The 26,651-nt window shown below is 71.1% G+C and carries 24 protein-coding genes; 15 read left to right on the top strand and 9 right to left on the bottom strand.

Going from position 1 to position 26,651, the window contains the following annotated elements:
* The first annotated feature begins 166 nt into the window (after positions 1 to 166).
* The 5 genes from AB0D18_RS32220 to AB0D18_RS32200 all read left to right on the top strand — a co-directional run bounded on the left by AB0D18_RS32220 (position 167) and on the right by AB0D18_RS32200 (position 5,213).
* Complete coding sequence (locus AB0D18_RS32220; protein WP_362426577.1) at positions 167 to 553, top strand: hypothetical protein; 387 nt, start codon at positions 167 to 169, stop codon at positions 551 to 553.
* Between the two features lie 152 nt (positions 554 to 705).
* Positions 706 to 1,839, top strand: a complete 1,134-nt coding sequence (locus tag AB0D18_RS32215; RefSeq protein ID WP_362426574.1) for a hypothetical protein — start codon at positions 706 to 708, stop codon at positions 1,837 to 1,839.
* Positions 1,839 to 3,005 carry a toxic anion resistance protein gene (locus AB0D18_RS32210; RefSeq protein WP_362426571.1) on the top strand — a complete coding sequence of 389 codons (1,167 nt, stop codon included), beginning with the start codon at positions 1,839 to 1,841 and terminating at the stop codon, positions 3,003 to 3,005. The genes AB0D18_RS32215 and AB0D18_RS32210 overlap by 1 nt, the downstream gene beginning before the upstream one ends.
* On the top strand, positions 3,002 to 4,609 hold the full coding sequence (locus tag AB0D18_RS32205) for a VWA domain-containing protein (protein WP_362426568.1): 1,608 nt from the start codon (positions 3,002 to 3,004) through the stop codon (positions 4,607 to 4,609). Before AB0D18_RS32210 ends, AB0D18_RS32205 begins: the two co-directional genes overlap by 4 nt.
* Positions 4,596 to 5,213, top strand: coding sequence for a hypothetical protein (locus AB0D18_RS32200; protein WP_362426565.1), 618 nt, complete (start codon positions 4,596 to 4,598; stop codon positions 5,211 to 5,213). Before AB0D18_RS32205 ends, AB0D18_RS32200 begins: the two co-directional genes overlap by 14 nt.
* Positions 5,214 to 5,493: 280 nt before the next feature.
* Here AB0D18_RS32200 and AB0D18_RS32195 read toward each other — a convergent pair whose 3' ends face one another.
* The gene (locus AB0D18_RS32195) at positions 5,494 to 7,329 is read right to left on the bottom strand and encodes a phosphoenolpyruvate carboxykinase (GTP) (RefSeq protein WP_362426562.1); all 1,836 of its coding nucleotides are present in this window, start codon (positions 7,327 to 7,329) and stop codon (positions 5,494 to 5,496) included.
* A 363-nt stretch (positions 7,330 to 7,692) separates the two neighbouring features.
* Here AB0D18_RS32195 and AB0D18_RS32190 point away from each other — a divergent pair, with 363 nt between their 5' ends.
* Positions 7,693 to 8,310 carry a hemolysin III family protein gene (locus tag AB0D18_RS32190; RefSeq protein ID WP_362426629.1) on the top strand — a complete coding sequence of 206 codons (618 nt, stop codon included), beginning with the start codon at positions 7,693 to 7,695 and terminating at the stop codon, positions 8,308 to 8,310.
* A 341-nt stretch (positions 8,311 to 8,651) separates the two neighbouring features.
* Positions 8,652 to 9,296: a TetR family transcriptional regulator gene (locus AB0D18_RS32185; RefSeq protein WP_362426559.1), complete on the top strand. Its 645-nt coding sequence runs from the start codon at positions 8,652 to 8,654 to the stop codon at positions 9,294 to 9,296.
* A 106-nt stretch (positions 9,297 to 9,402) separates the two neighbouring features.
* Here the strand turns inward: AB0D18_RS32185 and AB0D18_RS32180 are convergent, their stop codons facing one another.
* Positions 9,403 to 11,424, bottom strand: a complete 2,022-nt coding sequence (locus AB0D18_RS32180) for a thioredoxin domain-containing protein (protein ID WP_362426556.1) — start codon at positions 11,422 to 11,424, stop codon at positions 9,403 to 9,405.
* A gap of 158 nt (positions 11,425 to 11,582) precedes the next feature.
* On the opposite strand from AB0D18_RS32180, the gene AB0D18_RS32175 reads away from it, so the two are divergent.
* The gene (locus tag AB0D18_RS32175) at positions 11,583 to 14,840 is read left to right on the top strand and encodes an AAA family ATPase (RefSeq protein ID WP_362426553.1); all 3,258 of its coding nucleotides are present in this window, start codon (positions 11,583 to 11,585) and stop codon (positions 14,838 to 14,840) included.
* Between the two features lie 203 nt (positions 14,841 to 15,043).
* Here the strand turns inward: AB0D18_RS32175 and AB0D18_RS32170 are convergent, their stop codons facing one another.
* Together AB0D18_RS32170 and mca are read right to left on the bottom strand one after the other, a co-directional pair.
* Complete coding sequence (locus tag AB0D18_RS32170; protein ID WP_362426627.1) at positions 15,044 to 15,361, bottom strand: hypothetical protein; 318 nt, start codon at positions 15,359 to 15,361, stop codon at positions 15,044 to 15,046.
* 21 nt (positions 15,362 to 15,382) lie between these two features.
* On the bottom strand, positions 15,383 to 16,264 hold the full coding sequence (mca, locus tag AB0D18_RS32165; protein WP_362426550.1) for a mycothiol conjugate amidase Mca: 882 nt from the start codon (positions 16,262 to 16,264) through the stop codon (positions 15,383 to 15,385).
* 119 nt (positions 16,265 to 16,383) lie between these two features.
* On the opposite strand from mca, the gene AB0D18_RS32160 reads away from it, so the two are divergent.
* Together AB0D18_RS32160 and greA are read left to right on the top strand one after the other, a co-directional pair.
* On the top strand, positions 16,384 to 16,869 hold the full coding sequence (locus tag AB0D18_RS32160; RefSeq protein ID WP_362426547.1) for a DUF4307 domain-containing protein: 486 nt from the start codon (positions 16,384 to 16,386) through the stop codon (positions 16,867 to 16,869).
* Between the two features lie 185 nt (positions 16,870 to 17,054).
* Positions 17,055 to 17,552 carry a transcription elongation factor GreA gene (greA, locus tag AB0D18_RS32155; RefSeq protein ID WP_362426545.1) on the top strand — a complete coding sequence of 166 codons (498 nt, stop codon included), beginning with the start codon at positions 17,055 to 17,057 and terminating at the stop codon, positions 17,550 to 17,552.
* 91 nt (positions 17,553 to 17,643) lie between these two features.
* Here greA and AB0D18_RS32150 read toward each other — a convergent pair whose 3' ends face one another.
* The 3 genes from AB0D18_RS32150 to ilvA form a co-directional block, all read right to left on the bottom strand.
* On the bottom strand, positions 17,644 to 18,450 hold the full coding sequence (locus AB0D18_RS32150; protein ID WP_362426624.1) for an ABC transporter permease: 807 nt from the start codon (positions 18,448 to 18,450) through the stop codon (positions 17,644 to 17,646).
* Positions 18,451 to 18,500: 50 nt separating this feature from the next.
* Complete coding sequence (locus tag AB0D18_RS32145) at positions 18,501 to 19,487, bottom strand: ATP-binding cassette domain-containing protein (RefSeq protein WP_362426542.1); 987 nt, start codon at positions 19,485 to 19,487, stop codon at positions 18,501 to 18,503.
* Between the two features lie 291 nt (positions 19,488 to 19,778).
* On the bottom strand, positions 19,779 to 21,008 hold the full coding sequence (gene ilvA, locus AB0D18_RS32140; RefSeq protein ID WP_362426539.1) for a threonine ammonia-lyase: 1,230 nt from the start codon (positions 21,006 to 21,008) through the stop codon (positions 19,779 to 19,781).
* A gap of 177 nt (positions 21,009 to 21,185) precedes the next feature.
* Here ilvA and AB0D18_RS32135 point away from each other — a divergent pair, with 177 nt between their 5' ends.
* The 3 genes from AB0D18_RS32135 (at position 21,186) to AB0D18_RS32125 (ending at position 22,531) form a co-directional block, all read left to right on the top strand.
* A complete protein-coding gene (locus tag AB0D18_RS32135) occupies positions 21,186 to 21,689 on the top strand; it encodes a MarR family transcriptional regulator (RefSeq protein ID WP_362426536.1) in 504 nt (167 codons plus the stop codon).
* Between the two features lie 90 nt (positions 21,690 to 21,779).
* Positions 21,780 to 22,280, top strand: a complete 501-nt coding sequence (locus AB0D18_RS32130) for a sigma factor-like helix-turn-helix DNA-binding protein (protein ID WP_362426533.1) — start codon at positions 21,780 to 21,782, stop codon at positions 22,278 to 22,280.
* Positions 22,277 to 22,531: a hypothetical protein gene (locus AB0D18_RS32125; RefSeq protein WP_362426530.1), complete on the top strand. Its 255-nt coding sequence runs from the start codon at positions 22,277 to 22,279 to the stop codon at positions 22,529 to 22,531. The genes AB0D18_RS32130 and AB0D18_RS32125 overlap by 4 nt, the downstream gene beginning before the upstream one ends.
* 100 nt (positions 22,532 to 22,631) lie before the next feature.
* Here AB0D18_RS32125 and AB0D18_RS32120 read toward each other — a convergent pair whose 3' ends face one another.
* Positions 22,632 to 23,792 (bottom strand): cystathionine gamma-synthase, encoded by a 1,161-nt coding sequence (locus AB0D18_RS32120; RefSeq protein WP_362426527.1) that lies wholly within the window; start codon positions 23,790 to 23,792, stop codon positions 22,632 to 22,634.
* An 84-nt stretch (positions 23,793 to 23,876) separates the two neighbouring features.
* Between AB0D18_RS32120 and AB0D18_RS32115 the strand changes: the two genes are divergently transcribed.
* Both AB0D18_RS32115 and msrA read left to right on the top strand, forming a co-directional pair.
* Complete coding sequence (locus AB0D18_RS32115) at positions 23,877 to 24,980, top strand: hypothetical protein (protein WP_362426524.1); 1,104 nt, start codon at positions 23,877 to 23,879, stop codon at positions 24,978 to 24,980.
* 131 nt (positions 24,981 to 25,111) lie between these two features.
* The gene (gene msrA, locus AB0D18_RS32110; protein ID WP_362426522.1) at positions 25,112 to 25,774 is read left to right on the top strand and encodes a peptide-methionine (S)-S-oxide reductase MsrA; all 663 of its coding nucleotides are present in this window, start codon (positions 25,112 to 25,114) and stop codon (positions 25,772 to 25,774) included.
* 12 nt (positions 25,775 to 25,786) lie between these two features.
* On the opposite strand, the gene AB0D18_RS32105 is transcribed toward msrA, so the two are convergent.
* A complete protein-coding gene (locus tag AB0D18_RS32105; protein WP_362426519.1) occupies positions 25,787 to 26,605 on the bottom strand; it encodes a hypothetical protein in 819 nt (272 codons plus the stop codon).
* Positions 26,606 to 26,651 lie beyond the last annotated feature (46 nt).

Raw genomic sequence — 26,651 nt, 5'->3', positions numbered from 1 at the left:
TCCGCGGGGCGGGGGGCGGGGGGTATGTGCGGGTGCGTCGTGGCTGGTTGCGCCCACGCGGCGGAGCCGTCCGTCCGATGCGGCCCGCGCCCCCTTGGCGGCATCTACTTTAGACCGAATCTAAGATAGGATGGCTTCCTGACGCCAGAGCAGGAGGCCATCCGTCATGTACGAGCCGATCCGCGCCAAGTCGGTCCACTCCATGGCCGGCGCCGACTTCCCGCACCGCAGCCGCGAGGAGGAGCTGGACATTCAGCTCGCCGGACACCTGTCCGCGCTCCTCGCCGTGACGGACGAGCTCGGGCTCGGCACGGCCGCCGACCGCATCGCCGTACAGGTCGCACGACTGCGCGGCGCCCCGCCCGCCCGGCACGCCGGACACCGCCGGGAGGCCCCCGCCGCCCTGCACCGCCGCGCGCACACCCTCGCGGGCCGCGCCCTGGTGGTCGCCGCCTCGCGCGCCGACACCGCCGCCGCGATCCTCGCCGCCGAGCGCATGGACGCGCACACGGCGGCGGCATCCGCCGACCCGGTCACCCCGGCCGGCCTCTGATCGGCCCCGGTCCACGGCCGCGGAGGCCCGTGGACCGGGTGCCACCACATCCCTTGCGGGAACGACCGTCAACTCCCGCCCCGGCAGCCTGAGTTCCGGTTGCGTACTGGGATGGGACGTACACCTGCCGTTCACCCGAATCCGCCCGGAACGTGGGTTTCCGGGAGCACTCTGCAGCTGTGAAACGCATCCTGGGAATCGTCCTGGCGGTGCTGCTGATCGGCGGTGTGGCAGTTGCCGTCGTGGCAGGTCGCGAACGACAGGGCACGGGCACAGGCCCGAGCACGGCAACGAAGACCGTGCGTGGAGTGATCGGATCGGAGAAGGCCGAGTTCTTCGCCGATCCGGAGGTGGTGAAGGCCCTTGCTGCCAAGGGATACACCGTGCGGGCGCAGACGTCCGGATCCCGGGCGATGGAACAACTGCCCCTGAAGGGCTACGACTTCGTCTTCCCGTCGAGCAGGGCGCCGGCCGACGAGCTCCGGAAGAAGACCGGCGGGGGCGGCGGTGCGGGCACCGGCCCGCTGCGGCCGTTCTACTCGCCGCTGGTCGTCGTCGCGCACAGCAGCGCCGCACGGGTGCTCGCCGATGCCGGCCTGGTGACGCTGAGCGGCAAGCACTCCGGGACGCTGCGGATGAAGGAGTTCCTCGCCGCGGCCGGGGCGGACCGCACCTGGCAGCAGCTCAAGGGCGCTGAGAAGTACGGGGAGTTGGGCGGGGCGGTCTTCGTCTCGACCACCGATCCGGGGTCCTCCAGCTCCGGCGCGCTGTATCTGGCCGCCGCCTCGTACGTCGCCGACGGCGGGCGGGTCGCGGACGGGGACGCTGCGGTGGGGCGCACCGCACCACTGCTGCGCAAGCTCGTCGCCGTACAGGGGGCGCAGCAGACCAGCAGTGACGCGCCGTTCCGGGACTTCATCAGCGGCGTGGGCAATCCGCTGGTGCTGGTGTACGAGTCGCAGGTGACTTCGCTGCTGATGCAGAAGCAGGGTGGCGGAGACCTGGTGGTGCTCTATCCGGACACGACCGTGAGCAGTGACCACACGGTGGTCCCGGTCACCCAACTCGGCCGGGAGGTCGGTGAGTTGCTGGTGAAGGATGCCCGGTTGCGGGCCCTCGCGGTGCGGCACGGGTTCCGGCCGCAGGGCGCTCCGGGTGACTTCACGGCGGCGACCGCTCCGTACGCCTCGTATCTGAATCGGACGCTGACCGGTGTCCGCCAGGCTCCCGTGCCCACCTCCGCGGTGCTGCACGAGCTGGCGCGGCGCGCACAGGGGGGATCGTGATGGAGACAGCGGAAACACCTTTGGTGCTGACGCCACCGGAGCCGGTGGCGCCCGTACGGACCGAGCAGGCGGCCGGGCTCGTACCGGTGGATCCGGCCGTACGGGAGGAGATGGCACGGCGGGCCGCCGAGTACGTGGACTCGCTCGCCGGACTCGACGCGCGCTCACCGGAGTTCGCCACCCGGATCGGCGAGATCACCGCGCTGGGCGGCGGCGAGATCCGGGGCGCCGCCCAGCAGTCGAACCGGATGCTCGACCGGGCCGTACGGTCGCTGGCGAGCGAGGGCGAGGACGCGCCGTCGCGGGTGGGCTCTTCGCTGGTCGAACTGCGGCGCACCGTCGAGGACCTGGACCCCCGGGACACTCCGGGGCGGGGCGTGCGGCGGCTGCTCGGCAAGCTGCCCGGAGGCAACCGGTTCCGGGACCACCTCGCCAAGTACGCCTCCTCGCAAGGGACGTTGACCCGGATCGTGGGTGCGCTGCGGGGCGGCCAGGACGAGCTGCGGCGCGACAACGCCGCCCTGCACACCGAGCGGGCCAGGCTCTGGGACACCATGGGCAAGCTCCAGGAGTACGTGGTGCTGACCGCGGCCCTGGACGAGGCCGTCGAGCAGCGGGTGGCCGCCGCGGAGGGCGCCGGCCCGGAGCAGGCCGAGGCGCTGCGGGTCGACGTGCTCTTCCCCGTACGGCAGAAGCACCAGGACCTGCTGACCCAGCTGGCGGTCTGCGCGCAGGGGTACCTGGCCATGGACGTCGTACGGCGCAACAACGAAGAGCTCATCAAGGGTGTCGAGCGCGCCGCCACCACGACCGTGACCGCACTGCGCATCGCGGTGATGCTGGCGACCGCGCTGGAGAACCAGGAGAGGGTCATCGCGCAGGTCAACGCCCTGCGCGGCACGACCGACGAGCTGATCCGGGGCAACGCGCAGATGCTCGCCACGCAGAGCGGCGAGACCCAGCGGATCGCCGCCGAGCCGGCGGTGGACCCGGAGACCCTGCGGGTCGCTTTCCGGGAGATCTTCGCGACGCTGGACGCCATCGACACGTACAAGGCGCAGGCGACGGAGGCGATGGCGGCGACGGTGGAATCCCTCTCCGGTGAACTCACCGCAGCCAGTGGGCACTTGGAGCGCAGCAGGGCATCCGAGGGAGGCCCGGGATGAGGAGACGCCTGCTGGCGGGGACGCTCGCCCTGTTCGTGACGCTGGCCGGGTGCGCGGGCGCGGAGGAGGCGCCGTCGCGCGACGACGGCGCCTACCGGGCCGGGACGCTGCGGGTGCTCGCTTCGAGCGAGCTGTCCGACATGGCGCCCGTCCTCGAACAGGCCAGGAAGGACACGGGAGTCGAGGTGCGGACCACCTGGGCCGGGACGCTCGACGCCGTGGAGCAGGTCGCGTCGGGCAAGGCCGACGGGGCGTACGACGCGGTCTGGCTGTCGTCCAACGACTATCTGCGGCTGCGCCCCGAGGCCGCAGGCAAGCTGACCTCCGAGACGTCCGTCATGACCTCCCCGGTCGCGATCGGGGTCCGGACGGCGGAGCTGGGGCGGCTGGGCTGGACGGCCGACGGCGTCACCTGGCCGGACGTGCACAAGGCTGTCGCCGCCGGGAAGCTGACGTACGGGATGACCGACCCGGTGCGCTCCAACTCCGGTTTCGCCGCGCTGGTTTCGGTGGCTTCGGGCCTTTCGAAGGCGCAGGGCGCGCTCACCGACGCGGACATACAGAAGGTCACGCCGCGGCTCAAGGAGTTCTTCGTCGGGCAGGAGCTGACCTCCGGGTCCTCCGGCTGGCTGGCCAACGCCTACACCCGGCGCAGCCGCGTCGACGCACTGATCAACTACGAGTCCGTCCTGCTGACCATGAACCGGGACAGGCGCACCGCTCTGACCGTGATCCGGCCCCGGGACGGCGTCGTCACCGCCGACTACCCCTTCTCGCTGCTGGCTTCGGCCTCGCAGCGGGCGAAGGAGGACGGGACGAAGCTGACCGGGTACCTGCGCCGGCCGAACGTACAGAAGACCCTCGCCGCGCAGACCTTGCGGCGGCCGGTCGTCGGCGTGCCGCCCGCGCCCGGGGGGCCCGGGACTTCCGGGGCTTCCGGGGCTTCCGGGGCTTCCGCGCGGCGCGAGCTGCCGTTCCCCGGGTCGCGGTCCGTGGCCGACGGGCTGCTCGCCTCGTACGAGAACGTACTGCGGCGCCCCTCGCGCACCGTGTACGTCCTCGACACGTCCGGGTCGATGGCGGGCGAGCGGCTGCAACAGCTCAAGGACGCGCTCGGCCGGCTGACCGGGACGGCCGACTCCCCGGTGGGGCAGCGCTTCCGGGACCGGGAGGAAGTGACGCTGATGCCGTTCGGGACGGAGGTCAGGGGGGTCGTGCGGCACACCGTCGACCCGGCGCGGCCGGGCGCCGCACTCGACGCGATCCGGACGGACACCGCGGGCCTTGAGCCGTACGGCGGGACCGCGATCTACAGCAGCCTGCGCGAGGCGTACGAACGACTGGGCCCGCCCGGCGCCGCTTTCACCAGCATCGTGCTGATGACGGACGGCGAGAACACGGAGGGCGACTCGGTCGGCGACTTCGACGCCTTCTACGCGGCACTGCCCGCCGACCGGCGCGGCACGCCCGTCTTCCCCGTCCTGTTCGGAGACGCCAACCGCCAGGAGCTGGACCACATCGCCTCCCTCACCGGCGGACAGCTCTTCGACGCCAAGCAGGGTTCGCTGGACCGCGCCTTCGAGGAGATCCGTGGCTACCAATAGGGGACGCGGCAGTGGCCTTCTCCGCTTCGCGGAGTCCCGGAAGAACCTGGCGGGATGCGCGGGCGGACTCGCCGGGCTGGCGCTCACCTTCACGGGTGCGGCCGGTGCGTACTGGCCGCTGGTCGTCGCCGGCCTGTACGGGGCAGGAGCGCTGATCGCCCCGCCCGAACGCATCGCCGCACCGCACTTCCCGGACGCGGCCGAGCAACTGGACGTACTGCGCGAGGACTTCACCCGACTCCGCGAGTACGTGGCCTCGCTCCAGCTCCCTCCGGCAGCCGCGGGACGGCTCACCGAACTGGACGCGCTGCTGTCGGCCCTGGTCGAACACGGTCAGTGGTCCTCGGACCCGGATTCCTTCCACGCACTGACCCGGGCGGTACGCGAGGACGTCCCGGAAGCGGTGGACACCTTCGTCCGAGCCCGCTGGTGGACCCGCTTCACCCCGGGAACCGAACCCCCTGAACGCCACTTGGAGCGCCAACTCACCCTTGTGCACGAGGAATTGGCGACCGTGGCGTCATCGCTGCGCAAGGCGGAGGAACAACGCCAGGAGTCCCTGACGTACTACCTGGAGAAACGACCCAGCCGGTCCGGCGATTGAGGACGCGCGGGCGGAGCCCGTGCAGGGGTCCGGGCGCAGCCCCGGCAGTGACCGCACCCCCAGCCCGGAAACTGCACTGGCCCCCAAAGCCGTGAGGGGGCTTTGGGGGCCGGTACATCCCGCATCTCGTCCCGGTGATCCCACAGGTCAGGGCGGTGTCGTGACGATCCGAGCGCGGCCCTCACTCCCCGCTCCCCCCGGGTGTTCGTGCACCCGGAGGGAGGAGGAGCAAGGTGGCCGGAGCCGGGGAACAGGCCGGCTCCGACACGTATCAGGGGGACTAGCCGAGGCGCTGCACCAGCGCCCGGTACTCGTCCCAGAGTTCCTTCGGCGTGTGGTCACCGAAGGTGTTGAGGTGCTCGGGGACCAGGGCGGCCTCCTCGCGCCACACCTCCTTGTCCACCGTCAGCAGGAAGTCGAGGTCGGACTCGGAGAGGTCCAGGCCGTCGGTGTCCAGGGAGCCCTTGGCGGGCAGGATGCCGATCGGCGTCTCGACGCCGGCGGCCTTGCCCTCCAGGCGCTCCACGATCCACTTCAGGACGCGGCTGTTCTCACCGAAGCCGGGCCACACGAACTTGCCCGCGTCGTTCTTGCGGAACCAGTTCACGTAGTAGATCTTCGGGAGCTTGGACTGGTCGGGCTTGTCGGCGCCGACCTTCACCCAGTGGCCCATGTAGTCGCCCATGTTGTAGCCGCAGAACGGCAGCATGGCGAACGGGTCGCGGCGCAGCTCGCCGACCTTGCCCTCGGCGGCGGCGGTCTTCTCGGAGGCGACGTTGGCTCCGAGGAAGACGCCGTGCTGCCAGTTGAAGGACTCGGTCACCAGCGGCACGGCCGTGGCGCGGCGGCCACCGAAGAGGATCGCCGAGATCGGCACGCCCTTGGGGTCCTCCCACTCGGGCGCGATGATCGGGCACTGGCCGGCCGGGACGGTGAACCGGGCGTTGGGGTGGGCGGCGGGCGTACCGGACTCGGGGGTCCAGTCGTTGCCCTTCCAGTCCGTGAGGTGAGCCGGAGCCTCCTCCGTCATCCCCTCCCACCACACGTCGTTGTCGTCCGTCAGCGCGACGTTCGTGAAGACGGAGTTGCCCCACATGGTCTTCATGGCGTTGGCGTTGGTGTGCTCGCCGGTGCCGGGCGCGACGCCGAAGAAGCCGGCCTCCGGGTTGATCGCGTACAGCTGGCCGTCCTCGCCGAACCGCATCCAGGCGATGTCGTCGCCGATGGTCTCGACGGTCCAGCCGGAGATCGTGGGCTCCAGCATGGCGAGGTTGGTCTTGCCGCACGCGGACGGGAACGCGGCCGCGACGTACTTCGACTCACCCTGCGGGGGCGTGAGCTTCAGGATCAGCATGTGCTCGGCGAGCCAGCCCTCGTCGCGGGCCATGACGGACGCGATGCGCAGCGCGTAGCACTTCTTGCCGAGCAGGGCGTTGCCGCCGTAGCCCGAGCCGTAGGACCAGATCTCGCGGTCCTCGGGGAAGTGCGAGATGTACTTGGTGGAGTTGCACGGCCACGGGACGTCGGCCTCGCCCTCCTGGAGGGGGGCGCCGAGGGTGTGGACGGCCTTGACGAAGAAGCCGTCGGTGCCGAGCTCGTCGAGGACGGCCTGGCCCATCCGGGTCATCGTGCGCATCGAGACGGCGACGTACGCCGAGTCGGTGATCTCGACGCCGATCGCGGACAGCGGAGAGCCGACCGGGCCCATGCAGAACGGGACGACGTACATCGTGCGGCCGCGCATGGAGCCGCGGAAGATGCCGTCGTTGCCTTCCTTGCCCTGGAACAGCTCCCGCATCTCGGCGGGGGCCTTCCAGTGGTTCGTCGGGCCCGCGTCCTCCTCCTTCTCGGAGCAGATGAAGGTGCGGTCCTCCACGCGGGCGACGTCGGACGGGTCGGAGGCGGCGTAGTAGGAGTTCGGGCGCTTGGTCTCGTCGAGCTTCTTGAACGTGCCCTTGGTGACGAGTTCCCCGCAGAGCCGCTCGTACTCGGCCTCGGAACCGTCGCACCAGACGATCCGGTCGGGCTCGGTGAGGGCTGCGATCTCGTCCACCCAGGAGACGAGCTCCTGGTGGTTGGTCGGGACGGTGGTGGGAGCCGCGATGTCGCGCGCCACGATTGCTCCTTGTTGAGGGGTTTTGTGGTTTGTTGCCCCGTGGGGGCTGCGACCCGGATGCTTCACATGATGTAGCTGGAACAGACCCTCTGGCGCTCATCCGGTGCCGACCGCACTCATTTGATCATCCGGCTGTTCCGCCCATATGTCCAGGGGGCCGCACACGTGAGCATCGCCACTCGTACACCCGGTGACCGTGACGAAGCTCCGTGACCAAGGCGACTCACGGACGTAGCCAGAACTTACGGACCCGTAGGTAGCATTCGGGGCATGACGTCGCATGCCGTGCCCACCCAGGCCGCCGAGGGCCAGGTCACCGAGGCCCAGGTCACCGAAATCGACCCGCCCGAGATCAAGCCCAGAATGCGCGGTTGGCTGCATGCCGGCATGTTCCCCGCCGTACTGGTCTCGGGCATCGCGCTGATCGTGCTCGCCGACTCCACCCGGGCCCGCATCGCGTGCAGCATCTTCGTGCTGACCGCGTGCATGCTCTTCGGCGTCAGCGCCGTCTACCACCGGGGCACCTGGGGCCCGCGCGGCGAAGCCGTCCTCCGCCGCCTCGACCACGCGAACATCTTCCTGATCATCGCGGGCACCTACACACCGCTGACCATGCTGCTGCTCCCCGAGTCGACCGGCCGAACCCTGCTGTGGGCGATCTGGGCGGCGGCGCTGGCGGGCATCGCCTTCCGGGTCTTCTGGGTCGGCGCCCCGCGCTGGCTGTACACCCCGTGCTACATCGCCATGGGGTGGGCCGCCGTCTTCTTCCTGCCCGACTTCATGCGGGCCGGCGGCATCGCCGTACTGGTCCTGGTCATCGTCGGCGGGCTGCTCTACAGCGCGGGCGGCGTGATCTACGGCCTCAAGCGCCCCAACCCGTCACCGCGGTGGTTCGGCTTCCACGAGGTCTTCCACTCCCTCACCCTTGCGGCCTTCGCCGCGCACTACGTGGCCATCTCGCTGGTGGCCTATTCGGCCTGAGGCCGTGCCCGAACCGGCATCGCCCCTCTCATCCGTCTTCACCCTGCCCTGTGGCCGTGGCCTCGAAGCCGCGGCCACTTGCCATGCCAGCACCGCGACGACGACCAGCACCACCGCGAGCACCGCCCCCGCTCCCCCGGCCAGGAAGCCCAGCACACACAGCACCGCCACCAGTGCAGTCAGCCCGTTCACGATTCCTCTCATGCCTCCCCCTTTCTCCAGCACTCCGCGCAGCTGTCGGAATTTCACGGACAGTTCGACTACCCACAACACACCGTGACACACCGCACTGACAATCGATCGGCCGTCAAAGGTGCGCGAAGATCGCCGACAATGGCGCCATGACCGCGTCCCGCACCTCACCCAGCACCCCGGACACCCGCCCCGGCCTGCGCGAACGTAAAAAGATCAAGACCCGTCTGGAAATCCGCCGGGCCACCTTCCGGCTGGTCGCCGAGCAGGGCTGGGACGCCACGACCGTCGAGCAGATCGCCGCGGCGGCCGAGGTCTCGCCGAGCACGGTGATCCGGTACTTCCCGGTGAAGGAGGACATCGTCCTCGCCGACGAGTACGACCCGGTGATGGAGGACGCCCTGCGAACGCGCCCGGCCGGAGAGCCGCTTTTCGAATCCGTACGGGCCGTGGTGACGGCGGCCATGCGCCGCTCGCTCGACGAGGCACCGGAAGAGGTGCTGCTGCGCACCCGGCTGATGCTGGAGGTGCCCGCGGTACGGGCCCGGATGGTGGAGAACGTGAACGTCACCAGCCGGATGCTGTGCCGGGTGATCGCCGAACGCACCGGGCGGGACGCCGGCGAGCTGGAGGTGCGGATCTTCGCGACCGGACTGCTGGCCGCCGTGCTGGAGACGACGCTGTACTGGGCGGAGCGGGGGCAGCGGGACGATCTGGTGGAACTGATCGACCGGATGCTTCGGACCTTTGAGGGGGGCGTTGGCCGTATCGACGTGCGGGTGCATGGTGGCTGATCGCGCAGTTCCCCGCGCCCCCAGAAGACTGCCCCAGCCCGCTGGCCACTTGGGCAGCCCAGCCCCCGTGCGGAGCGCAACGTCCCCGTGGCCGCCCCGCCCGCGCCTACACCCCACCCACCTGTTCGGCCAGCACCCCCACGTCCCCCGTCGGCGCCGCGCACACGAACCGTCGGCAGACATACGCCCCCGCCTCCGGCCGGTTCGCCAGCAGGGGGAACTCCTCGCTGCCCGGTGCGCCGAACGCCACCACCAGCCCAGGTGCCGTCCCCAGCAACGCCGCCCGCCACAGGGCCCGCGCCTGCGACGATGCCGGGTCACCCACCACCGCCACCTCCCGCGGCCCGTCCAGCGCCGCCTCCGCCACCGCCAGCCCCCAGCCGATGAAGCGCGGGGCCCGCGAGCCCAGGGCCTTGACCACGCCCAGTGCTCCCTCCGCCGCCTCCCGGTGCGCCCCGGAGCCCGTGTGGGCCGCGTACGACAGCAGTGCGCCCGCCGCCGCCGTCCAGCCCGACGGGGTCGCGTTGTCCGTCGGGTCCTGCGGCCTGCGGATCAGCTTCTCCGCGTCGTGCGCCGTGTCATACAGCGCGCCGCCCTCCCCCACGAACCGCATCAGTACGTGGTCCAGGAGGAAGCCCGCGAAATCGAGCCACGCCCCCTCGCCCGTCACCGACGCGAGGGCCAGAAAGCCTTCCGCGACGTTCGCGTAGTCCTCCAGCACCCCGGCGTTCGCGCCCACTTGGCCGTCGCGCGACGTACGGGCCAGCCGTGCCGCGTCGTCCATGTGCACCCGTACGAGAAGGTCCGCGGCCTCCGTCGCCCGCTCGATCAGGTCCGGGCGTTCGAAGTACGCGCCGACCTCGGCGAGGGCGGCAATCGCGAGGCCGTTCCAGGAGGCGACGACCTTGTCGTCCCGGCCCGGTGCGGGCCGTCGCGCGCGGGCGGCGAGGAGGCGGGCGCGAATGTCCTCGATGCGGGAGGCTTCGGCCACCACCCCTTCCTCCTGCGGGAGTTGGAGGACAGAGGCACCCTCCTCGAAGGTGCCGTCCTCGGTCACCCCGAAGTACGCCGCCGCCAGCAGCGCGTCGGACTCGCCCAGCACCTCGCGCAGCTGCTCAGGCGTCCAGACGTAGTACGCACCCTCGACGTGCTCCCCGTTCCCGTCGTCGCTGTCCGCGTCCAGCGCGGACGCGAACCCGCCCTCGTTGGTGCGGAGTTCGCGGACGAGGAAGTCGGCGGTCTCCAGGGCGACCCGCCTGGCCAGGTCCGATCCGGTGGCCCGCCACAGGTGCGCGTACACCCGGCACAGCAGTGCGTTGTCGTACAGCATCTTCTCGAAGTGCGGCACCACCCACTCCCGGTCCACCGCGTAGCGTGCGAAGCCGCCGCCCAGCTGGTCGTAGATGCCGCCGCGGGCCATCGCCTCGCACGAGTCGGACGCCATCTGCAGCGCCCCCTCGGAGCCGGTGCGCGCCGCGTGCCGCAGCAGGAACTCCAGGACCATCGACGGCGGGAACTTCGGCGCTCCCCCGAACCCTCCGCGGAGCGCGTCGTACTCCCGGGTCAGCCCGAGCAGTGCCGCCGCGAGGTCCTCCTCGCCGGGCATCTCGGGCGAGTCGAAGGCCAGCGACCGCTCGCCCAGGTCCTTCACGATCTTCCCGGCGACCTCGGCGACCTCCGCCCGCCGGTCCGTCCACGCGGCCCGCACCCCGTCCAGGACCTGCGGGAACGACGGCATGCCGTGCCTGGGCTCGGGCGGGAAGTACGTACCGAAGTAGAAGGGCTGCGCGTCCGGGGTGAGGAAGACGGTCATCGGCCAGCCGCCCTGCCCGGTGGCGGCCTGCACGGCCTCCATGTAGACCGCGTCGACGTCGGGGCGCTCCTCGCGGTCCACCTTCACGGACACGAAGTGCTCATTCATGAGGGCGGCGGTCGCCTCGTCCTCGAAGGACTCGCCGGCCATGACGTGGCACCAGTGGCAGCTGCTGTAACCCACGCTCAGCAGCACCGGCACGCCCCGGCGCCGCGCCTCCTCGAAGGCCTCGGCCGACCACGGCCACCAGTCGACCGGGTTGTCGGCGTGCTGCAGGAGGTAGGGGGACGTCTCGTGGGCCAGGCGATTCGGCATACCCGCCATCCTGCCCGACGTCGGCGGCTTCGGCCGTCACCGCCCTGACTCCCTCGCGTCCTGGCCCGTCAAGCAGGACACTTGACCCATCCGGGCGTCCCACAGCGGGGCTGCGACGTCCCCGCCGCGTCCGGACATCGTCGCGGAGGGGGACGCACATGAGGGAGAGCCACCGGGCGGATGCCGAGCGGGTGTTGGCGCGGGCCGTCGAGGAGGAGGTGCGGCGCTCCGGCGGGCGGACCGACGGGCGGGCGCTGCTGGTGCGGGCGCGGGCCGTGCTGGACGAGATGCTGGCACCGGCCGCCGAGGAGTACGCCGCATACGTGGCCGCCGTCGACAAGGCGGGCGCCGGGCATCAGCCCCTGTCGGAACGATTCAGCAGGCAGAGCATCGGCACGCCCGCGCTCGTGACGGGCGTGGCGGCCCTCGCCGCGCTCACCGCCGATCTGGCACTGGGAACGACGTCGGGGACCGCCGTCGCCGCCGGGGCCGTGGTCGCCGTCGCCGGGGCGGCCGCGACCGTCGCCAAGGTGACCGCCACACACTGGCCGGCCGCGCACCGGCGGGCGGGTGCGCTGGGGCAGCCCGGCGGGCACGAGCAGTTGAAACTGAAGTGGCTGACGGCGCTGGAGGTGCGGGGCGTACGTCCGTATCTGGACCAGCAGCGGATGGTGGCCGCCGCGACCCGGGCGCAGGCGCCGAGGGCCGTGCGGAAGACGGCGGCCGCGCCGCCCGTGCTGCGCGGCGGCAACCGCAGTGCGGTCGCGCGGCGCAGGAGCGTACTGGAGCAGTCCTTCGCCCAACTACGGCAGGTGGACGGGCCGTTCGCGGGACGGCGGGCGGAGATGGCACAGATCGCGCAGTGGGTGCACGCGGCGCGGGCGAGCACGCAGACGCGGCCGACGGTGGTCGTGCTGTACGGGGAGCCGGGGTCCGGGCGCTCGACGCTGGCACTGCGGGCGACGCACGGGCTGAAGGACCAGTTCCGGGGTGCGTGCGTGGTCGATCTGCGCAACGGCGCGCCGGGAAAGACGGAGGTGGCCACGTCCACGCGGGACGCCCTGCTGCATCTCCTCAACCGGCTCGGCGCACCGCGCGAGCAGCTCCTCTTCCGCGAGCAGCGCTCCGAACGGGCCACGCAGGAACAGCAGTTGAAACGGCTGACCGAGCTGTACCACCAGCACCTCACGGGTCTGCCGGTCACCGTCGTACTGGAGGACGCCACCGACGCGGAGCAGGTGCGCACCCTGATCCCCGAGCGGTCGGACAGCCTGGTCCTCGTCACCGCGCGCACCCGTCTCGACCTGCCGGACGACACCCCGGCGTGGGTGCACCAGCTGGCGGTGGAGCCGTTGGACGGGGCGGGCGCTGAGGAGCTGCTGCGGGCGGCCACCGAGGGCGACCACCTGTCGTACGACGCTCCTTACGACGGTGAATCGGCGGTCCTGGCAAGGGAGTTGTGCGGCGGGCTGCCGCTCGCGCTGCGTGTCGCGGGGTCGTCGCTCGGCCCGCGCAGCATGCGGACCCTGGCCGCCGATCTCGGGGCGTACGGCTGCGTGGACCCGGTCGAGCGGGCGCTGTCGATGCGTTATGCCGACCAGTCCGAGCAGGGCCGGCGGCTGCTGCGCAGGCTCTCCCTGGCAGGCCGGGCCAGTCTCGGCGGTGCGGCGGCGGCAGCGCTGCTGGCCACCGACGAGCAGGAGGCGCGGCGGCGGCTGACGGAGCTGGCCAGGGCGGGGCTGATCGACCACGTCGGCGGCAGCCGCTACCGGCTGCACGACCTGGTGCGTTCCTTCTCGTACGCCCGGCTGCTCGACGAGGAGGAACCGGCCGAGCGCACGGCCGCGCAGGAACGTCTCATCCAGAACTACGGCGAGCTGGCCGACTCCGTGATCCGCCTCGTCGACGGAAAGAACTCGACCCGTGCGGACCGCTTCGGCCCGCACGGCTTCACCTCGCTGGACGCGGCGCTGCGCTGGCTGGACGACGAGTCGTCGTTCATCACGGCCGCGCTGCGGCACGCGGAGGGCGTCGACCAGCAGCTCGTCCTCAACCTCCTCGGCGCGCTGTGCGACTACTGCCTGCTGCGCGGCGACCTGTACCGCCTCGGTGAGATCAGCGAGCTGACACAGGCCGTCGACCAGGGACTTCTTCTACGTTCGGTCCAGTGGCGTACGGGAATCGCGGCCCGGCAGCTCGGTGAGCTCGACAAGGCGCGCACCACGCTCTCCTCGGTCGTCGACCTCTATTTCGAGGCGCAACACGAGGCGGGTGCGGCCCGCGCGCTCGGTTCGCTCGGCATCACCCTCCACCACCAGGGCAACCTCACCGAGGCGTCGGCCAAGCTGCGCGAGGCGCTGGATCTCCAGTCGTCGGCGGCGCTGGCGGGCGACCGCGCGTGGAACCTGCACGCCCTCGCGGCGGTGGAGCGCGACCGGGCGAACCTGCGCGAGGCCCTGGAACTCCTCGACACGGCGCTGGTCCTGCACCGGGAGGGCGAGTCGCTGCACGGGCAGGCGTGGGCGCACTTCCAGCTCGGCCAGGTGTGCCTGCGGATGGGTGAAGTGGCGCGCGCGGAAGGGGAGTTGCACTCCGCCCTCGACCTGTACGGCCGTACTCGCGACGACCGCGGCGAGGCCTGGGCACTCACCCAGCTCGCCCGCGCCCGCCTGGTCGCGGGCGATCCGGGCCCGGCGGTCGACGGTCTGCGCCAAGCCCTCTCCCGCCACCTCGACAACGAGGACGCGCGCGGCGAGGCGTGGACCCTCTACTACCTGGGCCAGGCCCTCGAAGAACGCGGCGACCACGACCAGGCGGTCCGCGAGCTGGAACGTGCCCGCACGATGTTCTCCCGGATGCGCGACGTGTACGGCCTGGCCTGCGCCCGCCACCACTCCGGCCGCGTCACCCGCGACCAGCGCGCCGTACAGACCGGAAACCTCCGCAACTCCGGCTTCGCCCGCCAGCTCCTGATGGACGCCCGCCAGGACTTCCGCCGCATCGGCGTCGCCCACGGCGAGGCGTGGACGGTCCTGGAACTGGTGGTCGTCGACGCGGGCAACTCCCGCCCCGAGCAGGCCCTCTCCCTCTGCGACGAGGCGATCGACCTGTTCACCTCGTACGACGACAGGCGCGGCACCGACTGGGCCCGCTTCCTGCGCTGCACGCTCCTTCCCTTCGCCCACCCGGGCGGCGCGGAGGCGGGCACGTCCCTGGCCGAGGAAGAACTGGCCCTGCTCCTCTCCGACCCCCACCCCACCCGCGACGACCGCCTGACGGACTGCGCGGAGGCATACCGGGTGGTCCTGGGCCGGGGCGCGGACCTGACGGCGGGATGGCAGGCATGGCGGCTGGGCATGGTGCCGAACCGGCATTCGAGGGAGGTGATGGGGGTGCCGGTGGGGGCGGTGAAGTAGCGGCGGGCCCGGGACGCCCTCGAGTCGACGTTCGGTGCGCTCGACCAGTGGTTCGTCAGCGTCGATGCGGGCGCCGTCTTCACCGACGGACAAGGGCCTGCGGGCGCGCACTCCGACCACCTGTGGCCGGAGTGCGCGCACCTGCTGCTGTCACTGGCGGACTACTCGCGCTGAGCAGTCGGGCCCGGCGGACCGGCAGGCTACTACTTCTTGCCGGAGCCCTTGGCCGGGGTGCCGGACGGCTTGGCGGGTGCCGCGGCCGCAGCGGATGCCGCCGCGGCCTTCGGCTTGACGCCACCCTCCGCACCCTCCGCACCCTCCGCACCTTCCGGAGCCTTGGAGACCGGTGCGTCCGGATCCGGTGCCTCCTCGAAGGAGACCTTGCCCATGTGCCGGTTCATCGACTTCATCAGCGCCCACACCCCGAGGGCCAGCGCCGCGAACACGATGAAGCCCAGGATTCCCGGGGTCACCTTGTTCTTGTCGAAGCCTTCGGCGGCGAGCGGCACGAGCTGAGTCATTGCTGCCTGGGAAACGTTCACCTACGCATTGTCGCGGATGCCCGCGAAGAGGTCGCTCTCGGGGAGGGACGTCGGCACGAGTGCCTTCGCCAGTTCGTACTCCTCCGTCGGCCAGATCTCCCGCTGGATGTCCATCGGGATCCGGAACCAGCCGCCGTCCGGGTCGATCTGGGTGGCGTGCGCGAGCAGCGCCTTGTCGCGGATCTCGAAGAACTCGCCGCAGGGCACGAAGGTGGTCAGTGTGCGCTCGACGCGCTCGAACTCCTCCCAGCGCTTCAGCCAGTCCGCGTAGGGCGACTCCAGGCCGCGGGCCAGCAGCGCCTCGTGCAGCGCGACCGTGCGCGGCTTGTTGAAGCCCTGGTTGTAGTAGAGCTTCAGCGGCTGCCAGACCGGTCCGAACTCGTCCTCGGGGAAGGCCGCCGGGTCGGCCGCTCCGTCGAAGGCCACCATCGTGATCTGGTGGGTCATGATGTGGTCGGGGTGCGGGTAGCCGCCGTTCTCGTCGTACGTGGTGACGACCTGCGGCCGGAAGGCGCGGATCGACTTCACCAGGCGGCCGGCCGCCTCATTGACGTCCTCCAGCGCGAAGCAGCCCTCGGGCAGCGGCGGCAGCGGGTCGCCCTCGGGCAGCCCGGAGTCGACGAAGCCGAGCCACTCCTGCTTGACGCCGAGGATCTCGCGGGCCTCGTCCATCTCACGGGCGCGCACCTCGTGGATGTGCTCCTCGATGTACTTGTCGCCCTGGAGCTTCGGATTGAGGATGGAGCCGCGTTCCCCGCCCGTGCAGGTCACGACATGGACGTCCACCCCCTCGGACACGTACTTCGCCATGGTGGCCGCACCCTTGCTCGACTCGTCGTCGGGGTGGGCGTGCACGGCCATCAAGCGCAGCTGCTCAGTCAAGATCTTGATCCTCGGTGATCCGGGCGCCCTCGGTGTCTGCGGCGCAAAGTACGACTCATATAGTGACCGAACCGGGGGTGGGAATATTCCTGACCCCTGCGCAGCCGAAGGATCACAGCATGAATGCGGTACGTGACGGAGCTTCCGGCGCCCCCGGCACTCCCGGTGAGCCTGGTACCCCCGGTGCTCCCGGTGGGCCCGGCGCTTCCGGCGTCCCCGCGGGCCGCTACGGCCGCTCCGCCGACGCGCGTGCGGACCGCAAGCTGAAGATCATCGGTTCGGTGCTCGGGGTGCTGCTGCTCCTGCTGATCGGCTGGATCGGGTACGGGTACATCTCGAAGCAGGTGATCAGCGCCGAGATGATCAAGTTCGATCTCAGTTCCTCGCAGTCCGAGGTGCGGGTGCACCTGGAGATCCGCAAGGACGCCGACGCCACCGGTACGTGCACGGTGCGTGCGATCGCCCAGAGCGGTGCCGAGGTCGGGCGCAAGGACGTACGGATCACGGAGAAGGGCAAGAGCCGGATCGACGAGATCTACGCGATCCGTACGACGGCGAAGGCGACCAGCGCGGAACTGCTGAGCTGCACCGCCGACGGGCAGTAGCCGGCCGCCCCTCCCGTACCCCCGCACCTGTAACAACCCCTCTGACCTGCGTTGATTCAGGTCTGACGGTTTTGGTTCTCCCCTTGGGGGCATCGAATTGTTAGGCTCGTGGTTTCGCCCGCCCGTGGAGGCACATCCTTCTGGGTAGGGCGATGCTTTGTTATCCGTAACTTCGAGGAGCACCTGTGACCCAGACCAGCGACGACGTCACCTGGCTGACCCAGGAGTCGTACAACAAGCTCGTGGCAGAGCTGGAGTACCTGTCGGGTCCGGCGCGCGGTGAGATCACTGCGAAGATCGCGGCGGCCCGTGAGGAGGGCGACCTCCGTGAGAACGGCGGGTACCACGCGGCCAAGGAGGAGCAGGGCAAGCAGGAGCTCCGCATCCGCCAGCTGAAGCAGCTCCTGGAGCGCGCGAAGGTCGGCGAGGCTCCTGCCGCCAGTGGTGAGGCGGCTCCCGGCATGGTCGTGAAGATCGCCTTCGACGGTGACGAGAGCGACACGATGACCTTCCTGCTCGCCTCGCGCGAGTACCCGACGGCCGACATCGAGACGTACTCGCCGCAGTCCCCGCTGGGCACCGGCGTGATCGGCAAGAAGGTCGGCGAGGACGCCGAGTACGAACTGCCGAACGGCAAGAAGGCCATGGTGCGGATCCTGGAGGCGACGCCCTACCAGGGCTGAGTTTCCTTACGTCGTACGCGAGAGCCCCCGTTACGCGAGAGCCCCCGGCAGCCACTGCGCGCCGGGGGCTCTCGCGTGTGCGTAGGTACGGTCAGACGGTCGCCGAGCGGTACTTGCGGACGGCGAGCGTCCGGAAGACCACGATGATCAGGACGGACCAGAGCAGCGAGGCCAGCACCGGCTGCTCCATCGGCCAGGCTCCGGTGACCGAGGTCGGCACCCCCTCGAACGTGTTGCCGAAGAGCTGCCGGGCTGCCTGCACCGTCGCACTGAACGGGTTCCACTCCGCGACGTGCTGGAGGAAGGTCGGCATGCCGGTGACCGGCACGAAGGCGTTCGAGATGAACGTCAGCGGGAAGAGCCAGATCAGGCCGCCCGAGGTGGCCGCCTCCGGGGTGCGCACCACCAGGCCGATCAGCGCGCCGATCCAGGAGAACGCGTACCCGAGCAGGAGCAGCAGGCCGAAACCGGCGAGCACCTTGAGGATGTTCTCGTGGGTGCGCCAGCCGATCAGCAGGGCGACGCCCGCCAGCACGACCAGGGTGAGCGCCGTCTGCACCAGGTCGGCGAGGGTGCGGCCGGTGAGGACCGCGCCGCGCGCCATGGGCAGCGACCGGAAGCGGTCGATGAGGCCCTTGTGCATGTCGTCGGCGATGCCGGCTCCCGCGCCGGCGGTCGCGAAGGTGACCGTCTGGGCGAAGATGCCCGCCATCAGGAACTCTTTGTAGTCCTGCGCCGAGGCCGAGCCGCCGACCTGAATCGACCCGCCGAACACGTACGTGAACAGCACCACGAACATGATCGGCTGGATCAGCCCGAAGATGATCATCTCCGGGATGCGCATCATCCGGATCAGATTCCGCTTCGCGATGGTCAGCGAGTCGTTGACCGACTGCATGACGCCGCCCTTGGCCACGGGGGCGAGGGACTGGGCCGTCGTGAGGGTGCTCACTTCTTGGCCACCTCCTCCTGCTCCTCCTGGCCTTCGGCGGGTTCCTCCGCCGCATGGCCCGTCAGCGAGATGAAGACGTCGTCGAGGGTCGGGCGGCGCAGGCCGATGTCGTCGATCTCGACGCCGCGCGCGTCCAGTTCGCGGATGACCTCGGCGAGGAGCTTCGCGCCGCCGGTGACCGGGACGGTCAGCTTGCGGGTGTGCTGCTCGACCTTGGTGTCGCCCTTGCCGAAGCCGCGCAGGACCTCGTCGGCGATCACGATGTGCTCGCGCTCGTGGACGACGACCTCGATGCGCTCGCCGCCGGTGCGGGCCTTGAGCTGGTCCGACGTACCGCGCTCGATGACCTTGCCGTGGTCGATGACGCAGATGTCGTGGGCGAGGTGGTCGGCCTCCTCCAGGTACTGGGTGGTGAGCAGGAGGGTGGTGCCTCCGGCGACCAACTCCTGGATGACTTCCCAGAGTTGCTGCCGGTTGCGGGGGTCGAGGCCGGTGGTCGGCTCGTCCATGAACATCACCGGCGGTGAGACGACGAGGGCCGCCGCGAGGTCGAGGCGGCGGCGCATTCCGCCGGAGTACGTCTTGGCCGTACGGTCCGCGGCGTCGGCGAGATGGAAGCGCTCCAGGAGCTCGGAGGCGCGGGCCTTCGCCGCCTTCGATGACATCTGGTAGAGCCTGCCGACCATCTGGAGGTTCTCGCGGCCGGTGAGGTACTCGTCGACGGCCGCGAACTGGCCGGAGAGGCCGATCGAGCGCCGTACTTCGTTGGGATGCTTCAGTACGTCGATCCCGGCGACGAACGCCTTGCCGCTGTCGGGCTGGAGCAGGGTGGTCAGGACGCGGACGGCGGTGGTCTTCCCCGCGCCGTTCGGGCCGAGCAGTCCGAGGACGGTGCCCTCGGGGACGTCGAGATCGACGCCTCCCAGGGCTTTCACGTCGCCGAAGGTCTTGACCAGCCCCTCGGCATAGATGGCGCCTGGCATAAGGGGTCCCCCATGTGTGTGGGTGGTTCCTACGCGAATTTTAGGTTTGCCGGACCTGTCCCGCCCGGCGGAGCAGAGCGCGGGACAGCGCACAAGACGGCGCGCGAGACACACCATAACGCGATACATCGCGTCTGGAGAAGGGGTTTCCGGGACTGCCGCCGAGCAATTCCGGGGACCGCCACCAAGGATTTCCGGAGACTGCCCCAAGGATTTCCGGGGGCCGCCGCCAAGGATTCCCGGGGACCGCCCCAAGGATTTCCGGGGACCGCCGCCAAGGGGCGCCCGGGGTTACGAAACCACCAGGTACCCCGCGTCCCGCAGCGCCGCCCGCACCTCCGTGCAGTGCTTCGGCCCCTTCGTCTCCAGCTGCAACTCCACCTCCACCTCCGTGAGTCCGAGCTCCGGGCCGGTCCGTGCGTGGCTCACATCAACGACGTTAGCGTCCACCACTGACAACACCCCGAGAAGCGTCGCAAGCGCTCCCGGACGGTCCGTCAGCCGCAACCGCAGTGACAGATACCGACCGGCCGCGGCCATTCCGTGCCGCAAAGTGCGCTGCATCAGCAGCGGGTCCACATTGCCGCCCGACAGCACCGCGACGACCGGCCCCGTGAAGGACTCCGGGCGGCTCAGCAGCGCCGCCACCGGGCTGGCCCCGGCGGGCTCCACGACCAGCTTGGCCCGCTCCAGGCACAGCAGCAGCGCGCTGGAGAGCTCGCCCTCGGAGACCGTCCGCACCTCGTCCACCAGCTCGTTGACGATGGCGAACGGCACGTCGCCCGGCCGCCCCACCTTGATGCCGTCGGCCATCGTCTGCAGCGAGTCGATCGTGGTCGGCCGCCCGACGGCCAGCGACGGCGGGTAGCAGGCCGCGCCCTCCGCCTGCACGCCGACGATCCGTACGTCGGGCCGCATCGCCTTCACCGCGACCGCGACGCCCGCCGCGAGCCCGCCGCCGCCCATGCCGACGAGGATCGTCCCCACTTCCGGGCACTGCTCCAGGATCTCCAGGCCGACCGTGCCCTGTCCGGCGATGATGTCCTCGTGGTCGAAGGGGTGGATGAACACCGCCCCGGTGTCGTGCGCGAACTCCTGCGCGGCGGCGAGCGTCTCGTCGACGACCTGTCCGTGCATCCTCACCTCCGCGCCGTACTCGCGGGTGGCCGCCACCTTCGGCAGGGGTGCGCCCACCGGCATGAACACGGTGGACCGCACACCCAGGAGCGCGGAGGCGAGGGCCACGCCCTGCGCGTGGTTGCCCGCGCTGGCGGCCACCACCCCGGCCGCGCGCTCCTCCGGCGAGAGCCCGGCGATCCGGATGTACGCGCCGCGCAGCTTGAAGGACCCGGTCCGCTGGAGGTTCTCGCACTTGAGATGGACGGGCGAGCCGACCAGGCGCGTCAGGTACCGGCTGCCCTCCATGGGTGTGCAGCGGGCCACCCCGGAGAGCATCTTCTGCGCACCGCGCACATCGTCGAGGATCAGGGTGCGGGCGTGTTCGGGGGTGCGGAAGCTCATGCGGCAAGTCTCGCAGCTCAGCCGGGGCCGGGCCGGGGTCACCCCGGCCTGGTAGGGCCTTGTGGGCCTGCGCACTCCTTACGTTGTCCACAGGTTTGCGCAGCGCAGGTACGGGCGTGCCGGGGGCCGCGTACCCTTGCCCCACCAACCGACCACCGTACGAAGAGAGCCCGAGCCATGCCCCCTCCCCAGGACATGACGACCGACCCCGCAGCCGGTCTCCTCGATGCCCTTCAGCACCAGGTGGCCGTCTTCGCCCGGCGTGCGGAACAGACCCGCCTCGGCGGCGTCGGCCAGGTCCGCAATTCGATGGACCGCGCGGCCTACCTGCTGCTCAACCGCCTCGACCAGGAAGGCCCGATGGGCGTCAAGGCGCTCGCCGCGGGCATGGGCATCGACTCGTCGACCGTGACCCGGCAGGTCGCGCCGCTCGTCGACTCCGGCCTGGTGAAGCGCACCTCGCACCCCGAGGACGGGCGCGCGGTCGTGCTCCAGCTGTCGCCGCGCGGCCATGCCCGCCTCGACGAGGTGCGCTCCTCGCGGCGCGAGCTGATGGCGCAGGTGACGGACGGCTGGAGCGAGGACGAGCGCGAGGCGTTCACGACGCTGCTGACCCGCTTCAACGGCGCCCTCTCGGCCCGCCAGTCGGCGGCCCTGGGGGACGTCCCGCCCGCTTCCTGAGCAGCGCCGCCGGCCCGACCCCGCCGACCTCTTGACCTGGCGCATCCACTGTCCTCATATGAGGACTGGAGGCAGCATCCAGGAGGCACGGTGCGCAAGCGCGAGGCAGCCCAACAGCGGCGCCACGCCGGGGAGTTCGAGGCATTCGTCGCGGGAGCGGCGGGTCGGCTGCTGCATGTCGCGACGCTGCTCAGCGGCGAGCCGCCGGGCTCCAATCCGCACGCCCAGCACCTCCTCGCCGCCGCGTTCGCCTGCACGTACGTCCGGTGGGATTCGCTGCGCGGCGAGGACCCGTACGACCGCACCCGGCAGGAACTCGCCGCACGCTTCGCCCGCACCGCCTGGCACCATCGGCGCCCGCGGCGGCAGCCCGGCCACGGCGGCGTACTGGAGTCGCTCACCGCGCAGGAGCGGCTGATCGTGGTGCTGCGGCTGTACGAGGGGGTCCCCGAGGAGCAGACCGCGGCCCAGATCGGGCTGCCGGTGCAACGGGTGCGGGCGATCTGCGCCCGCGCGGTCTCCCAGGTGTACGAGAGCGCACGCGGGCCGCAGCCGCAGGGCCCGCGGGGCCGGGCGGCGGCCGCGCCGTGAGTCTGCGCCGGCAGAAGGAGGACGAGGTGCGGCTGATCCTGGAGCGGGCCCCGCACCCGCCCGTACCGGCGGACCTGCTGGTGAGGGCCACCGAGCGCGGGGTGCGCGGCCTGCGGCGGCGCAAGGTGCTGCGGCGGGTGCTGTGGGTGCTGGCGGTGGCGGCCGGGATCGCGTTCCTGGTGTGGGCGTCGATCGCCCAGCCGTGGCTGACTCCACCGGCGGACAGCACGCCGCCGGTGGAGGGCTTCTAGCGACTCGTACGAGCGGGGGGCTTCCAGCGACTCGTACGAGCGGGCGGCCCGCACGAGTCGCCGGCCAACGGCCCGTACGCCACTCAGCGGGCCGACTCCCTTATCCCAGTGCCTGCTTGAGGTCGGCGAGCAGGTCGTCGCCGGACTCGATGCCGACGGAGATCCGTACGAGGTCGGCGGGCACCTCCAGCGCGGAGCCGGCCACCGACGCGTGCGTCATCCGCCCCGGGTGCTCGATCAGCGACTCGACACCGCCGAGGGACTCCCCCAGCGTGAAGAGCTGCGCCCGGTTGCACACCTCCACGGCGGCCTCCTCGCCGCCCTTGACCCGGAACGACACCATTCCGCCGAACGCCTTCATCTGCTTGGCGGCGACCTCGTGCCCGGGGTGCTCGGGCAGACCCGGGTAGAGCACCTGGGTGACGGACGGGTGCGCGGTCAGCATGTCCGTGATCCGCGTCGCGTTCTCGCTGTGCCGGTCCATCCGGACGGCGAGGGTCTTGATGCCGCGCAGGACGAGCCACGCGTCGAAGGGCCCGGCGACGGCCCCCATCGCGTTCTGGTGGAACGCCAACTCCTCGGCGATCTCGGCGTCGTTGGTGACGAGCGCACCGCCCACGACGTCCGAGTGCCCGCCCATGTACTTGGTCGTCGAGTGCACGACGACGTCCGCGCCGAGCGCGATCGGCTGCTGCAGGTACGGGCTGGCGAAGGTGTTGTCGACGACGAGCTTCGCGCCCGCCGAGTGCGCGATCTGGGCGACGGCGGCGATGTCCGTGATGCCGAGCAGCGGGTTGGACGGCGTCTCGACCCACACGACCTTGGTACGGGGCGTGAGGGCGGCCCGTACCGACGCCGGGTCGGAGGTGTCGGCCACCGACCACTCCACGCCCCACCGCGAGACGACCTTCGCGAACAGCCGGAAGGTGCCGCCGTACGCGTCGTTGGGGATCACCACGTGGTCGCCGGGCGACAGCAGGGTGCGCAGCAGGCAGTCCTCGGCGGCCAGGCCCGACGCGAAGGCGAGCCCGCGCCGGCCGCCCTCCAGGGCGGCGAGGTTCTCCTCCAGGGCAGTGCGGGTCGGGTTGGCGCTGCGGCTGTACTCGTAGCCGCCGCGCAGCCCGCCCACCCCGTCCTGCTTGTACGTCGACACCTGGTAGATCGGCGGCACAACGGCGCCGGTCAGGGGGTCGGCGGTGTTGCCGGCGTGGATGGCGAGGGTCTCGAAAGCGCGCTCTCGGCGGCTCTGCTCATGGGTCATGGGCCCGAGGGTAGTTCGCCGTCCGGCACCGCGCGTCCGATGTCCGGGACAATGGGCGTATCCGATGTCCGGGACAATGGGCGTATGGAGATTCTCTGGTTCCTGATCGCGGCGCTCATGCTGGGTGCCGCCCTCGGTCCGTTCCTGCTGCGCAGGCGGGGCGGCATCCGGCTGGCCGCACCCGGTTCGTCCGACGCGGCGGATCCGGAGGACTACGGCTTCGTACGGCAGGAAACGCTGGACGTGCGGCTGCCGGGACCGGACCAGGACCTCCTCGACGTACTGGACGTCGTACAGCGCACGCAGGACTGGCGGGCGGCGCAGCAGCTGCTCTCCGGCACGCCCAAGGAGGGCGAGGTGCGCTGGCAGCGCGTGCAGTCGTTCGCGGGCGCGGCGTCCCTCGAACTCGCCCAGCGTCCCGGCGAGGGCGGCCGCTGGCTGCGCGACTGGCGCTCGGAGATGCCGAAGGACGCGGGCGGCGCGGAAGTTCACGCAGAGTTCTTGGTGCAGCAGGCCTGGCGCTCCTCGTCCGCCGGTACGGACGACTTCCGGATCATCCTGGAAGAGGCCCGCGACCTCTGCGCCCAGGCGGCCCTCCTGGCCCCCGGCGACCCGATCCCGTACATCGTCGAGCTCTCCGTCGCGCGCGGGCTCGCCTACCCCCGCCCCGAATTCGACAAGCTCTGGGCGAAGGTGATCGACCGCGCCCCGACGCACATGGGAGCGCACCTGGTCGCCCTGCACTACCTCTCCGAGAAGTGGCACGGCTCGCGCGCCGAGGCGGACACCTTCGCGACGCACGCCGCCTCCCGCGCCCCCCAGGGCTCCCTCCTGGCCGCCCTCCCCCTCTTCGCCGTCTACGACCACCTGCCCGAGGTGGTGCTGGTCGGCAGCTTCTACCAGAGCGCGGTGCTGACCAGGGCGGTCGAGGGCGCGCTGTACGCGGTGCACGCCGCCCGCCCGGACGACCCGATGCTGGCGCACGTACGCCACCTCCTGATCCTCTTCCTCGTACGCTCCGAACGCTGGGCGGAGGCGGTCAAGCAGATCGCGGCCGTCGACGGCTACGTGGGCGCCCTCCCGTGGACCCACAGCCCCGACCCGGCCGCCGACTACACGGTCCACCGGAACCTGGCGGTGGCGGGCTACGAGGCCAACGGGGGAAGCCCGGCGACGCTGCGGGGCTGACCGGGGCCGGCCGGAGGGGCAACGCAGGGAATCGGGCAACGCAGGAAATCGGGCAACGCAGGGACTCGGGGGAATCCCTGCCGTCCTTCCCACGTTGTACGGACGACTTACCTGTTGTCCCTGGAGGAACCATGCTCTTCGGCCGTACGCCGCAGCTCCCGACCCCCGAGCAGGCCCTGAAGGGCCGCGCGGTCCCGGAATTCGAGGTTCCGGACCGGCACGCGGTCCTCGGCAACCCGCTTGCGGGTCCGTACCCCTCGCACCTGGAGGTCGCGGACTTCGGTCTCGGCTGTTTCTGGGGCGCCGAGCGGAAGTTCTGGCAGACCAAGGGCGTCTGGACCACCCTGGCCGGTTATCAGGGCGGCTCCACCCCCAACCCGGCGTACGAGGAGGTCTGTTCGGGTCTCACCGGGCACACGGAGGTCGTCCGTGTCGTCTTCGACCCGGCCGTCGTCTCCTACGCCGCCCTCCTGAAGCTCTTCTGGGAGTCCCACAACCCCACCCAGGGCTTCCGTCAGGGCAATGACGTGGGCACCCAGTACCGCTCCGCGATCTACCCCCACACCCCCGAGCAGGCCACGGAGGCGGAAGCCTCGCGCGCCGCCTACCAGGAGGTCCTGGCGGGGTCCGGCTTCGGGCGGATCACCACCGAAATCCTCCCGGCGGCCGACAACGCCTTCTGGCCGGCGGAGCCTGCCCACCAGCAGTACCTGGAGAAGAACCCGGCGGGCTACTGCGGCATCGGCGGCACGGGCGTCTCCTGCCCGATCGGTGTCGCGCCCGCGAACGGCTAGGCAGCGGCCGGATCAGCCGATGGCGGCGAGGACCGGCGCCCAGGCGGGTCCGGTGAGTGCGGCCGCCGCCTGCTGCTCGGTGAGCGGCGGAGCGGGACGCGTCGGCTTCGGTGTCCTGGGGGCGCCGAAGTCGCCGGCGGTGTTCCACTGCACCAGCTGAAGCTGCGCGCCGGTCGCCTTCACCGTGACCGTCACCGTCCAGCGGTGGGCGGGCTCGGCGCCGTCCGCCGGGTGCTTGTCCGCGATCCGTTCCGACATCACCAGGGCTCCGCCGGGAAGCCTGTCGCTGCTCGGCAGCTCGCTCAGCGTGCAGGTGTCGCCCTCGGCGCGCGCGGGCGTCCGCTCCTCCTCGCAGTCCAGCCCCTCGCCGTCCCGGAGCGGCAGCTTGAGCCGCATCGCCGAGATGCCGACCCTGGCGGCGCCGTGCCCGTCGTCGACGTCCAGCGAACCGTTGGCGACCTTCCCGCCGGACGGGTCCGAGGGGTTGTTGCTCTGCCCCTCCGCCCGGCCGAACCTGGCCCCGGGGTACGTCTTCTTCAGGGCCTCGATCATCTGGTCACCGGTGACCGCGGTGCGGGGCACCGCCAGCGCGGACACCGTCTCCATGTCCGATCCTGCAGAACGGGCCCCGGCGAGCGCGCCGGGGATCACCACGCCGGCCAGGGCGATCACGGTGCAGGCGCCGACCCCGGCGACGACGGCGGCAGCGCTGCGCCTGCGCCGACGGCTCCGCCCGCGCCGGACCGCTCCGTCCACGAGTGCGGTGAGATCGGGTTCGAGGGAGTCGGTCGTACGGTCCAGGGCATGGGCGAGGTCTGTTTCGAACGGCATGCTGGCGTCACCTTTTCTGTCGCTGAGGGGAACTGTGCGGCGGGTC

The organism is Streptomyces sp. NPDC048442 (assembly GCF_040651475.1).
Lineage (GTDB): Bacteria > Actinomycetota > Actinomycetes > Streptomycetales > Streptomycetaceae > Streptomyces.
This window is presented reverse-complemented; position numbering and strand designations above follow the sequence as displayed.